At 58.7% G+C, this 12,066-nt stretch carries 13 protein-coding genes, 1 pseudogene and 1 riboswitch; of the genes and pseudogenes, 6 read left to right on the top strand and 8 right to left on the bottom strand.

Translation table 11 applies throughout. From position 1 onward, the window contains the following. Positions 1–25: 25 nt before the first annotated feature. Positions 26–676, bottom strand: a complete 651-nt coding sequence (locus EAH73_RS12725) for an alpha-ketoglutarate-dependent dioxygenase AlkB (RefSeq protein ID WP_140467113.1) — start codon at positions 674–676, stop codon at positions 26–28. Continuing rightward, positions 651–1,283, bottom strand: coding sequence for a hypothetical protein (locus EAH73_RS12720; protein WP_140467111.1), 633 nt, complete (start codon positions 1,281–1,283; stop codon positions 651–653). Before EAH73_RS12720 ends, EAH73_RS12725 begins: the two co-directional genes overlap by 26 nt. A 193-nt stretch (positions 1,284–1,476) precedes the next feature. Here EAH73_RS12720 and EAH73_RS12715 point away from each other — a divergent pair, with 193 nt between their 5' ends. Beyond that, positions 1,477–1,779: a transposase gene (locus tag EAH73_RS12715; RefSeq protein ID WP_140467109.1), complete on the top strand. Its 303-nt coding sequence runs from the start codon at positions 1,477–1,479 to the stop codon at positions 1,777–1,779. Further along, the gene (locus tag EAH73_RS12710; RefSeq protein ID WP_240047233.1) at positions 1,776–2,645 is read left to right on the top strand and encodes an IS3 family transposase; all 870 of its coding nucleotides are present in this window, start codon (positions 1,776–1,778) and stop codon (positions 2,643–2,645) included. Before EAH73_RS12715 ends, EAH73_RS12710 begins: the two co-directional genes overlap by 4 nt. Positions 2,646–2,718: 73 nt before the next feature. Here EAH73_RS12710 and EAH73_RS12705 read toward each other — a convergent pair whose 3' ends face one another. After that, the gene (locus tag EAH73_RS12705; protein ID WP_140467105.1) at positions 2,719–3,024 is read right to left on the bottom strand and encodes a hypothetical protein; all 306 of its coding nucleotides are present in this window, start codon (positions 3,022–3,024) and stop codon (positions 2,719–2,721) included. A gap of 761 nt (positions 3,025–3,785) precedes the next feature. On the opposite strand from EAH73_RS12705, the gene EAH73_RS12700 reads away from it, so the two are divergent. Continuing rightward, the gene (locus EAH73_RS12700) at positions 3,786–4,109 is read left to right on the top strand and encodes a hypothetical protein (protein WP_170214085.1); all 324 of its coding nucleotides are present in this window, start codon (positions 3,786–3,788) and stop codon (positions 4,107–4,109) included. 657 nt (positions 4,110–4,766) lie between these two features. Here EAH73_RS12700 and EAH73_RS12695 read toward each other — a convergent pair. The 5 genes and pseudogenes from EAH73_RS12695 to EAH73_RS24020 form a co-directional block, all read right to left on the bottom strand. Beyond that, positions 4,767–5,744, bottom strand: coding sequence for a DUF2931 family protein (locus tag EAH73_RS12695; protein WP_240047232.1), 978 nt, complete (start codon positions 5,742–5,744; stop codon positions 4,767–4,769). A 181-nt stretch (positions 5,745–5,925) separates the two neighbouring features. Further along, on the bottom strand, positions 5,926–6,315 hold the full coding sequence (locus EAH73_RS12690; RefSeq protein WP_140467101.1) for an integrase core domain-containing protein: 390 nt from the start codon (positions 6,313–6,315) through the stop codon (positions 5,926–5,928). Between the two features lie 4 nt (positions 6,316–6,319). Continuing rightward, positions 6,320–6,673 carry a DDE-type integrase/transposase/recombinase gene (locus tag EAH73_RS12685; RefSeq protein WP_140467099.1) on the bottom strand — a complete coding sequence of 118 codons (354 nt, stop codon included), beginning with the start codon at positions 6,671–6,673 and terminating at the stop codon, positions 6,320–6,322. A 13-nt stretch (positions 6,674–6,686) separates the two neighbouring features. Beyond that, on the bottom strand, positions 6,687–6,824 hold the full coding sequence (locus EAH73_RS23110; protein ID WP_161599534.1) for a hypothetical protein: 138 nt from the start codon (positions 6,822–6,824) through the stop codon (positions 6,687–6,689). A 162-nt stretch (positions 6,825–6,986) separates the two neighbouring features. Further along, positions 6,987–7,079, bottom strand: a pseudogene (locus EAH73_RS24020) (hypothetical protein); the annotation flags it as partial. A 289-nt stretch (positions 7,080–7,368) separates the two neighbouring features. Here EAH73_RS24020 and EAH73_RS12675 point away from each other — a divergent pair. The 3 genes from EAH73_RS12675 to EAH73_RS12665 all read left to right on the top strand — a co-directional run bounded on the left by EAH73_RS12675 (position 7,369) and on the right by EAH73_RS12665 (position 12,056). Then, the gene (locus EAH73_RS12675) at positions 7,369–7,782 is read left to right on the top strand and encodes an SMI1/KNR4 family protein (protein ID WP_140467097.1); all 414 of its coding nucleotides are present in this window, start codon (positions 7,369–7,371) and stop codon (positions 7,780–7,782) included. 17 nt (positions 7,783–7,799) lie between these two features. Further along, complete coding sequence (locus EAH73_RS12670) at positions 7,800–8,096, top strand: hypothetical protein (protein ID WP_140467095.1); 297 nt, start codon at positions 7,800–7,802, stop codon at positions 8,094–8,096. Between the two features lie 373 nt (positions 8,097–8,469). Next, positions 8,470–8,559, top strand: a riboswitch (SAM riboswitch). Between the two features lie 458 nt (positions 8,560–9,017). Further along, the gene (locus EAH73_RS12665; protein WP_140467093.1) at positions 9,018–12,056 is read left to right on the top strand and encodes a SusC/RagA family TonB-linked outer membrane protein; all 3,039 of its coding nucleotides are present in this window, start codon (positions 9,018–9,020) and stop codon (positions 12,054–12,056) included. Positions 12,057–12,066: the final 10 nt, after the last annotated feature.

Genomic DNA, 12,066 nt, shown 5'->3' with positions numbered 1-12,066 from the left:
CCAGAAGTCCAATGCTTTGAAAGCTTTAGCTCAGCCGTACTTTGCGGAAAGTTAGAGAAACGCGACGCTGGCGAGCACTGCGCGTTCCATTGACCATGTCTGCCTTAACGGGTTTAATGCCATGTTTCCATTGAAATCGAGCCTCCTCCTGAAGTATGATAGCACTGCCTGGCATCAAGACTTGGTCAAAGGTTATGGTTGGGTCATCAGCTCGTGACAGATTCATGATACAAGTAGAACCTAAGCTAATGGAAATGACTGTATCATCAAAACAAGGAGTACAGTCAATATGAGGAGCTATGCCTTGTCCGGGTTCGTACTCATTGACAATCACTTGGTCTGGGGGCGCATCAACGAAATATCCGGCAGCATGAAATTGCTCAGCATAATATTCACACCAAGTTGGCAATGGTCCTAAGTACTGAGCACGGTCAATGCGACGACTTTTATAATCGTACCGGTAACCGTAATGCTGTACCCGGCGCTTTAAATCATCCATCCAGGGGCTACTGTCAATTAGCTCTAACAGACGCGCTTGTAAGCGTGTAGTAATAAAATCAGGCAGATACTGCAAGCCCTTAATAGACGTGTCAACGCTGATTTGTCCGCCAATCGCACCACTTGGCTGCGTCAAGGCTAACACCTTATCCTCATTCTTGAAAAGAGAGTAATTCATAGTAGACCTCCTCTATACTTGGGGCTGCTCCTGACCTTGCGTTATTCTTATAGTATACCTGAGCCACAGACTGCTCTAATGTGCGGATAAACGGCAACCTACTTTTCCACTCGATATACTTCAGATTCCGGTCAGCCCGATTTGGATTCTGGAACACAAAAAACATTTTGGCATCTCGGCACCTCTGGCGCAGTGTACTTACAAACAAGGCGAGGTCGTCAACGTTCAATGAAGTGCTAGCAAAAAGATACGACGCATTTATGATAATAGGATTTGTTACTTGTACAAGCTCAGTAACAATCGGTTCTAGCGATTCCGTCCAACTTTCATGGTACTGCATTTTACTATCGACCGCGAATAGTGACGAGGCAGAAAACTCCTTGGCTTTCATCAGCATCGCTGGCGCAATGTCAATGCCAGCGTAACGGATAGTAAGTGGTTTTCCAAACCGCTCATGATACAAATCCGCGAATGCTAAGCCTGAAGTCATAGGCCCACAACCTAGGTCTATAAACACTGGCTCCGTGGCCGATGTAGTCAATAAAGCTTGTAAAGAGTCAATGACCTTAGCTAGCACATAGCGCGTTGTAAAAAAATGCTTACGCATGTTGTAGTAGCAGTAGAGTAGTACTCGGTCAGCTGGACTAGCTTCAGGTGTCACCTGCCGGCATGGTACTCGGAAGTCAGCTCGACCGTACTCAAGTATGCGCTCACGAGAGGCATCATTTGTATAGCCTAAGGGCAGCTGGTGAGGTGGTCCAGTGAAAACAGACAGTGTGAAGTCTTACCTTCCACTGCTCATGCCCGACAAAACCCTTCCGAGCGGCTCGCCGCTAACCCGCAAAAAATACACACCTGCCTTCAAAGCGGAGTGCGTGCGCCAAGTGGCCGCTGGGGCGCGGCAAACCGACGTGGCCCGCGCCCAGGGCCTGTCGCCTGCTCTGCTGGGCCGCTGGCAGCGCCAAGCATTAGCCGAGGCCGTGCCGAGTAGTGCGGAGCGCGACGAGATTAAGCGCTTGCGCGCCGAGCTTAAACGCGTGGAACAGGAGCGCGATATTTTAAAAAAAGTCGTGACCATCTTTGCGCAACCGCCTCAATTATGAGTCGTTATCAGTTCATCGAGCAGGAGGCGACCACGGAACCCGTGCAGGTGCTCTGCCGCGTGCTACACGTCAGCCCCGCCGGCTATTACCAGTGGTTGGGCCGGGCCGCGCGGCCTACGCCCAGTTGGGAGCCCGCTGCTACCGCCGCCTTTTCGCGCCATGCCCAGCGCTATGGCACGCGCCGCTTGCGAGCAGAGTTGCGGGCCGAAGGGCACGCCATCGGGCGCTACGCGCTACGCAGTTGGCTACGTCGTCGCGGCCTGCGGGCGCTGAGCACGCGGCCGCAGCGCCCCCGCACCACGGTGGCTGACCCCGCGGCCGTCGTGGCCGAAAACCTGCTCCTTGGCCAGCCCGCGCCCACCGCGCCCAATCAGGTCTGGGTGGGGGATATCACCTACCTGCCCCTCGTCGGCGGGCGCTGGTGCTATCTGGCCACCTGGCGCGATACCTGCTCGCGGCGCGTAGTGGGCTGGCACCTCGACCAACACATGCCCACTGAATTGGTGCTCACGGCCCTGGAGCAGGCGCTGACGCTACGCCAGCCGGCGCCCGGCCTGATTATCCACGCTGACCGCGGCAGCCAATACACCAGCGCGGCGTGCCGGGCACGCATCGAAAAAGCCCAGGCACTGGCCAGCTATAGCCGGCCGGGCAACCCCTACGATAATGCCCAGGCTGAGGCCGGCTGGAGCACGCTCAAAACCGAGCTGCTGCCGCACGGTGGCGCGTTTACCAGTCTCGAAGAGGCCCGATTGGAGGTGGCCTACTACCTCGACACTTACTTTAACCTCGACCGACGCCACTCCGCGCTCGGCTACCGCTCTCCCCACCAATTCGAACGCGACTTCCAAACCGGCTTATCTTAGTACACTGTCCGTTTTTACTGGACCACCCCACTTCGCCATCCAACGCCTAAACGCTCATTCAACTGAACGCCCCTTAGGACTTAAGATTTAGTAGCCGGTTGCCAGGCGAGTACGGCCCCCAGGAACACGACCAGCAGGACCAAGTAGAGAATGCTGGCACCAAAAACCCACCGGTGCGGCGTCGAATACCGCTGGGGTAGGAATAGGCCACGGCTCCTAGGAGCAACGGCGCCACCAGCACCAGGCACCCCACGGCCAGCGACGCCTGCCCCGACCACGTGCCAGCCGCACTAGCGGCCAGCACCGCCAGCGCCACGCCATAGGTGGCGAGGACGCCCAACAGGGCAACGGCGGGGTAGGGAGCGGCAGGTTTCGTCATGAAGGCAAGCGGAACGGTGAAAGTAAACGAACCGGGTACTCAAAGCCGCGTTTACCCTCCGACCGTTTAGCTGAACCTAGGCATAGACCGCCGGTAACTAACAGGGCCGTAGATTTATGCGCCTGTGCTGCACATAAGTGATTGGTATATGAGAAGCAAATGGCTTGGGATTGGCCTACTTTGGTTGCTCTCCGCCTGTGCGCCGAACCAAGCCTGCGAGATTCCCCCGGGCGGCAAGTTCTCGGGAACGGGCTTGTTGGTCGTTCGACGGGGGCAAGGGCAGGATGGCTCGTTTCACCTGGAATTCTTTCCCGTGTGCCACCTGGACACCGCCCACCTGCTCGCTTCGTTGCGCCAAGCGGAAACCGGATTGTTCTTTTTCACGAATCAGTGGGATTGGGTCATGGGGCCAACTACTTACGGGCAAATCCGGCGCCCTTTTAGGAGAAAAATGCTTGTTCTGACGGCCCCGGGCCCCGTGCCCCATAATGTTCATTGCTGGAATTGCGGGCTGAATGACATCTTCGTCGTTCCTGTTCACATTACTTTCTCGGACACCTTGAAAGAGTCGTTGCCCCCCCGCCTCCGGGTATACGATTACCCGTTAAAAGCAAGAGAGGCAACCATACCACTGCGGCTACGGGTGACAGGGCGAATACGAATTGAGGAGCTTTCTCCATTGTAAATAATCCTCCTTCAACTGAACAGCGCGCGTTTACGGCCCCACCGTTTCAATGGACTCCTAATCTTGACGAATACTTATGTGGGACCCTATAACACGTAGCGCGTTAGAAGTTGAAATCCAGCAAGGCGTGAACCAGATGTCGGAGGAGGTTCGACGCTTTTGGGACCGTATTAAAATTGCCCCGGAAAAGTGGCAAGAACCGTCAATGGGTGCCGAAGGAGGTGGTTTTTGGGTCGTGGCAGTCCTCGACAACGCCATCATCTGGTACAACGACATCGAAGAGGGATTCAACACCTCGCCTTTTACCTCCTGGGGTTCCTTTGAAGAGTACTGGTGTAACCAAGACGAGTTGCAATGGTCGGTACAGAACCTCTTTAAGATGGATAAAACATCGGCATAGCAGTAATATCGGCCGCCACTCTAACGCTCTTTCGTCTGAATACCTCGTCTACCTTGGGACCGTATTCGTGAACTCTTTAGGTACGCTAAGGCGTGCATCGCCTTTGCCCTGGGTTGGGTGGGCAAGCCCTTGGGGCCGCCTCGTCTTGAGAAAGAGCAGGCCCCGTTAGCCCTAAACGAGCCCCTTGCGCGGGTTCATCGCAGAGGCCAAGTAGTGATAGAATGTTGCCCTCAGCGCCACGCTCCTCAGCGGAACGGCCGCCGCCAGCCCTCGGTTACGGGCCCGTAGCGCCCAATACAAGGGGGCGAAAAATAGAACACCGCCATGGTAGGCAAGCCCAACAGCAGCCACAAAGAGTAAACCAAGTCGACGCCGAGTTGACACTAGTAGCTATTCCTCCTTCTATTCAAATACATAAGATTGGTTATAGCGCGGAGCTTGAAATCAGGATAATTTTTAGCCACCTAGTTGCTTGTAAGCTACTTGACAGATAGCTGAGCAGGTAAAAGCACGTGACGGGTGACGCAACGTCAGGTGGTGGGGAAGTCACTGTTGCGTGCGCACGTCCTTGCGCCCCTTATTGCCGCTTGCGCTGAACACCCCAGCCAAAGCCGTCTCTATGCTCCCCCTGACTCCTGGGCAGACGGCTGCCACGCCTTAATCCTGTGCCAGCACTTCTACCGCCGTCTTGGCTAACGGGATCGTCTGGAGGCCATTCGTCAGCACCAGCGACGCCTTCGTAACGTACTGATCCGTTTCCACGCGCAGCGTGAGCGGGCGGGTGGGATGCTGGTTGTGCAGGGCTGCAAAGGCCGCCATTGTTTCGGCCTCGTCAAAGGCGGTGGTCCGTAGCAAATGGGCGTGGCCGGCTTCATCGCGGATGTAGAGACTCATCCGGCTCGGCACTGCCCGCGCAGTTGGGTGTAGCAAGGCGCGCACATAGGGTGCCGTATCGCGCGCGTCGGGGCGCGCTACGTACTCGGCGCTCAGAAAATTAACGCGATAGTTGTCAAGCGTTATAGGCCGTGAGAATGCCACGTGCCAAGAATAAGTACGCAGGTAGTCCTCCCACTGGCGGGTGCTGATGGTACCCGTCGCAAGCTGGTGGCGCACGGCGGGGCTCAGCTTTGCCTGCTCTTCCCGAATAACCTGGGCCCGGCTGCCGGTTTTGTTGAACTGCTTGAACTCAACTGCGGAAGCGCTGCCCTGAAAGCGCCCAACCAGCACCTGTTTGCCAATGCCAGTGAGCCAGAGGCAGACCATGCCCTTCGGTAATACGCAAACCGTGAGCGTAGTATAGGTTAGCTGCTGTTTTTTGTCGGCATGCCAAAAGCCGGTTTTGAGCAACTCATACAGGCGCTGTTGCGCCAGGGGAAAGTGTCCGGCATAAAACGTATCTTCCGCATAGGAAAAGTACAGCAGGTCCAGGCTAGCCGGGACGGGTTGCCTTTCCTCGCCGACGGCCCACCCAATCGAGGAGGCCCCCCAGCTGCCTAACAAAAAGTGCCCGCTTGGGACCGGAAAGGTCAGCCCATCCGCACGCACGAACGCGCCTGCGTAAATCTTCATGGGGTAGCCTTCTGCGGCGCAGGGGCTAGCCGAAAGCGCGAACATTTCTGTTGGAGAAGCAAGCATAGGCGCAGGGCGAACAGCCGCCTGCGGCTGCGCGCAAGCGGGCAGCCGACAGGTTAGCCCCAAGGCTAAGCCGGCTAAACGGCAAGCAGGGTGGGCCATCAACAGAGAAGCTAATAGGGTAAAGGGAATGTTTCAGCCGTTCGGCGAAGTAAGGGGATAGGGCTCAACTGAGGTGGTCTAGCTAAGGCGGACACAATTGGGACGTGTTTTTGAGTTGGGTTTTGAAGTGGTTTGGTGAGCAGTAGCCGAGAGCGGAATGGCGACGTTCAGCGTTATAATAGGCGATGTGATGACTGATTTCTAACCGCGCTTCGGTCAGGCCGGGGAAGCTGCCGCCGTCGAGCAGTTCGGCCTTGAAGCGGCTGCAAAAAGATTCGGCGTGCGCGTTGTCGTTGTCGTAGCCGTTGCCGCGCCGGCTCATGCTTTGCAGGGCGCCATGTTTGGCAAGCAGTCCTTTGAATCGGGTGGCCGTGTACTGGCTACCCTGGTCGGAGTGTACGACGAGCCCAGCGGCGGGCCGGCGCACGACCAAGGCCCGGCGCGACGCTTCGCTGACCAGAGCTTCGGGCATCGTGTCACGCACGTCCTAAGTGCCGCCGTGGCGGCACCAAGCCTACAATCTTGCGCGAGCGGCGGTCGAGCCACACGGCCAGATACAGCCAATCCCCACCTTGTCGGGGCAAATACGTGCTGTCGCCCACCCAGACCCGGTTGGGGGCCGCGGGGGCCGGCTGGCCGAGCAAGCGGTTGGGCGCGGCCCGCACGGTCGGGTCCAAACCGGTGGTGCGCGGCACGAACGAACGAGGCTGTTGCGCGCGCAGGCCGTGAGCGTGGAGCACGCAGCGGACGCGCCAGCGGCCCACGGCGTGGCCTTGGGCCTGCACTTCGGCGCGTGCCATAGCGCTGGCTGTGGTGGACAAATGTTTCACGTAAGGCCACTTGTCAGGCCGACTCGGCCCGGGGCTGCTGCCGGTGGCGCTGCCAGGCGTAATACGCGGCCGGGGCCGCGTGCAGGACGCGGCAAAGCTGGCGCACAGGCACCTGTGTCTGGCGCTGGGCAATGTGTTGGTAGGTGCTCACCGGGTCGGTTGGCCGAGCCTGCGCCTAAAGCAGGCAACTGACCAAGGCTTTTTTCAAAATATCGAGTTCCCGCTCGGCCCGTTTGAGCTGGGCCCGCAGAGCACGCACCTCTGGGTCGCGGGCCACTTCTTCACTGCCCACCTCGGCCACGAGTTGCGTCTGCTACCAGCGGTAAAGCAACTTGGGGCTGATGCCCAGCTGGCGCGCCGCGGCCTGCGTGCTGCGGCTCTCGCCGGCTAAGCGCAGCGCTTCGGCCTTGAACGCCTCGTCTTAATTTACTCCGTTTGTCGGGCGACGCCCCGTTGGTTTTGGTTGCCATGACAGAAGGAATATACGTCCGTCTTCCGTCCGGCTTAGATAGACCACCTCATCGCACCCTAAGCTATCTAGCGTAATCCGAATGCCTCAACGAGTAGCAGATTCTTACCAGCAACTAGGAATTGACCGGGTACGTTGGCAGACTTGAAGGACCTATGAGTAATCCTTCAGCAAGCGTAATTAAGTAGGTTGATTGTCTAGCAACGTTTTTCAAAAATAGTACCTTATGACTACCTTCTCGAATGGCAATCCTGTACTCAATCCACCCGCTTCTCGGCAACAACTGGAAGCTGCCAGGCAGCAAGTGGGACGGGAACTACCGCGTGACTTGCTTACGCTTTGGCGTAGTAGTGATGGGTTATCCTTTCCTGCCTCAGGGGTGGTCATCTATACGGCTGCGGATATTGCAGAAAGAAATGTCACGTATGAAGTTGCCGCGTATGCTCCAGCACTACTTTTAGTGGGCGATGATAGCGGCGGCAGCGGCTTTTTTGTAAGCGCCGCTGGTCATGCAACCGGCGTGTGGAAGATTGATTTAGGCGCTTTGGGTGATACTGAAGGCCGCCAGGTAGGGCCTAGCTTATTAGCCTGGGCACAGGGGGGATGCCCCGCAGGCGACCCTTCTCCCGGTGATAGGTAGTGACCGACTACTTTGCGATGAAAGACCCCGAAGCACGTCATATCTTACGCCTGCCGCTGTCTGTGTTATGGGAATTTCCAGTTATCACGCTCAAACTAAAGCAGGAATCACCGATGCTAGCTGCTGATTTTACCAAGTGGCTCGCAGCGTATAGCCCAGAGGTGCAGCAGCAGCTACTGGCCCAGCTAGAGTGGACACTCGCGCATCCAGCGTATGATTTCCAGTCGATTTTGAAAAATGTTCGCACGTCTAACGCTGATATTTTAACGTTTTTCGCTTTTCTGCACCCCTTACTCGTCCAAGTCATTAAATAAGCGGCTACTTCTTAATATAAACAGTTGATTACTAATAGTAAAATCATCCATTAAAGGCCTCATATCCTGTAGCGTTAGTGCTTTACGGAATGCTCGGATAGGAATTGCTAACAGGACCCTGTACCACCCTGAAGCTACTAGTTGACCCTGATGCACGGTATTCAGTCAATCGTTGTTCTAGCAGCGCATTCCATACCTGCCATCGACAACCAATTATTGTATAATATACTGTGTATCCGAGATATACCACTTTGTATAGCTATCTAACTAAAGATTGCCAGCCATTGAATGAAGCAAAAGTGAAAAAATAAGTTGCTTTTCTGAAAAAGCAACTCTTACCTTTGGGCCACCAACTCCTGCTGATCCAGGATGGTTTTTATACAGAGGCGCGGAGAGACAGGCTCGACGAAACGCCGGCAACCCCCATTAGCTGGAACGGTGCCAAGTCCTGACCATATAAAAACAAGCCGTGGCTACTTTATTACCCCCGCAAACTTCGCTTACCCTCTCGACTACGTTGCGGCCGTGTTGTTGCCCCTCGGCTGACGCCTGCATGCGTTAGGCAAGCCGGAGGTGTAGCGCGTCGATTGCTTTACATTTCGGGTTTGCCGTTTCCGGTGCTTCAACCAGCCCGCCTGGTTGGGGCGCGCCTGCGCCACGCGGGCCACTGTGCCGCGCCTAATCGGCTGCTGGCCATGCTGTTCCATTCAAAGCAGCAACGTCCTTTTTTGGTGGGTTTTCGGTGCCCTGACCAGCTGCTGTGCACAAGCAGCCGGGCTATGGGCTAGGCCAACCCGCGTATTTTCTCCACCTGGTCTTGCGCTGGCAAGCTAGCTAATTAGCGGTGCCGCGGCGGTACCCGTCGCTACGCCTTGCCAGTCAACGGGGGCCTTAGGCCCGACCAGCCCTCAACTTCTTGACATGAAAAAATCTACCCTAACCCTGGGGCGGGCAGCTGTGCTTGCGCTTGGCCTGGGCCAGGCCGGCCTGGTGGCCGCACAAACCACCGGCGCGCCCCCCGCCACCGGTACCGTGACGGATGGTGAAAGCCACACCGCCCTGCCGGGCGCCACGGTGGTGGTGAAAGGCACCACCCAAGGCGCTTCGACCGACGCCGCCGGGCGTTTCTCGCTGCCCGGCGTGTCCCCCGGCGCTACCCTCATCATCAGCGCCGTGGGGTACGCCAAGCGGGAAGTGCAGGTGGGCCACGGCCCGCTCGCGGTGGCGCTGCCCACCGACGTGCAGCAGCTCAACGAAGTGGTGGTGACGGGCTACAGCGAGCAGAGCCGCCGCACGCTCACCAGCGCCATTTCCACCATTAAGGGCGACGCGCTCAAGGACATTCCGGCCGCCAGCGCCGACCAACTGCTGCAGGGCAGGGCCCCCGGGGTGCAGATTTCGGCCAACTCGGGCGTGCCGGGCGGGGGCATCTTCGTTCGCATCCGGGGCAGCAACTCGGTGAACGCCAGCAACGACCCGCTCTACGTGGTCGACGGCGTGTTCATCAACAACACCAACCTGGTGGCCACCGGCTTGGGCAACCAGGTGTCGTCGAACCCCATCGCCGACATCAACCCGGCCGACATTCAGAGCATTGAAATTCTGAAGGATGCCAACGCCACGGCCATCTACGGCTCGCGCGGGGCCAACGGCGTGGTGCTCATCCAAACCAAGCGCGGCAAGGCCAACACCAAAACGCGCATCACCCTGGACACCTACCAGGCCACCGCCAAGGCCCCCAAAACCTACGACCTGGTAACGGGGCCCCAGCTGGCCACGCTGGAAAACGAGCGGTTCCTAAACGACGGTGGCAGCGCGGCGGCGATGCCGTACCGCGCGGCATCGGCCGGCGGCAGGGGCCTGCCCGAGGAGCAGCCCACCTACGACCGGCTCAGCGACGTCTTTCGGCGGGCCCGCACCCAGAGCTACCAACTCTCGGCGGCCGGGGGCAGTGAGAAAACGCAGTTTTACCTGGCGGCGGGCTACTTCAGCCAGGAGTCCATCGTGCGGCCCAGCAACTTCAACCGCTTCAGCTTCCGGGTGAACCTGGACAACACGGTAACCGACAAGCTGCGCATCGGCACCAGCACGGCCCTCACGCGCACCCAGCGCAACGTGAGCAGCAACGACAACAACCCAGTGGGCGTCATCAACTCGGCCCTGTTTCCGCGCACCAACCTGCCGGTGTTCAACGCCGACGGCTCGTACGCCAAGTACGGCAGCTTCGATAACCACCTGGCCCTCATCAACAACCTAAACAACGACGCGGTGGGCACGCGGGTCATTTCGAACGTGTACGCCGAGTACAAGTTCTTGCCAAATTTGACCCTGCGCACGAGTTGGAGCATCGACTTCAACGACATGTACGAGAACAACTTCAACAACACGCTCATCCTGGCCGGGCAGCCGCGGGGCACGGCCTCCTCGTACCTCTCGCGCGACATCACCCTGCTCAACGAGCAGACCCTGAACTACCGCACCACCTTCGGCGAAAACCACGCCCTGCAAGCCGTGGTGGGCAACACCTTGCAGCGCAACACGTTCCAGCGCACGAGCCTGCTGGGGCAGCAGTTTCCGAGCAACGACCTGACCACCATCGCCTCGGCCGCGACCCAAACGGGCTCGTCGAGCCGCTCGCTGGCGGGGCTGGTGTCGTTTTTTGGCAAGGTTACTTATAGCTACAAAGACCGCTACACGGCCGATGTGAGCGCCCGCGCCGACGCCTCCTCGCGCTTCGGCACCAACAACAAGTGGGGCTATTTTCCGGCCGTGGGCCTGGGCTGGCGCGTGGGCGAAGAGCGGTTCATCAAGGACCTGGGCGTGTTCGACGAGCTGAAGCTGCGGGCCAGCGTGGGCCGCACCGGCAACCAGGGCGGCATCGGCGACTTTGCCGCGCGAGGCCTCGTGCAGGGCGGCGCCAACTACCTCGACCTGCCCGGCACCGCGCCCTTCCAGCTCGCCAACCCCGACCTGAGCTGGGAAACCACCCAGCAGTGGAACGCCGGCCTCGACGTGGCCGTGCTCAAAAACCGCCTGGCCCTGGAGTTGAACTACTACGACAAATCGACCACCGGCCTGCTGCTCAACGTGCCGGTGCCGCGCAAAACGGGCTTCGCCTCGGAGCTGCAGAACTACGGCGCGGTGAGCAACAAGGGCGTGGAGGCGCAACTAACGGCCAACTGGGTGAACAACAGCGCCGTGCAGTGGAGCACCACCTTCAGCCTGGCCCGCAACGTGAACCGGGTGGAAACGCTGGCGGCCCCCATCACGGCCGGCTCGCGCGACATTTTCCGGCTCGAAGAAGGGGCCCCGCTCTACTCGTTCTGGCTCTACCACCAAACCCGCGTGAACCCTGAAACCGGCGACGCCGAGTACCAGGACGTGAACGGCGACGGCCAACTCACGGTGGCCGACCGCCAGCTGGTGGGCAACGCCTGGCCCAACTACTTCGGCGGCGTGACGAACACCTTCACCTGGAAAGGCCTCGATTTTGGCTTCAACCTGTACTTCGAGCAGGGCGCTAAAATCATGAACATGAACCGCTTTTTCCTCGTGCACGGCGGCACGCAGAGCAACATTGGCTACCTCGCCAACCAGCTTGACCGCTGGCAGAAGCTGGGCGACGTGACCGACATCCCGCGCCTGACCACCAACGCGGCCAGCAACAACTACGGCGGCGTGGTGCAAAACCTGAGCGACCGGTACCTGGAAGACGGCTCGTTCATCCGCCTGCGCACCATTTCGCTGGGCTACACGGTGCCTAAAGCGGTGGTGGGCGCGGCGCACCTCAACTCACTACGCGTGTACGTGCAGGCGCTCAACCTCTTCACCGTCACGCCTTACTCGGGCCTCGACCCCGAGGTGAACTCGCAGAGTGGCGTGGCCAACACCAAAAACATCGACTGGGCCACCGTGCCCCAGCCGCGCACCTTCCAGGTGGGCCTGACCGTCGGTCTCTAATCCTGCTTTC

This window comes from Hymenobacter nivis, from assembly GCF_006439025.1.
GTDB classification, from domain to species: domain Bacteria; phylum Bacteroidota; class Bacteroidia; order Cytophagales; family Hymenobacteraceae; genus Hymenobacter; species Hymenobacter nivis_A.
This window is presented reverse-complemented; position numbering and strand designations above follow the sequence as displayed.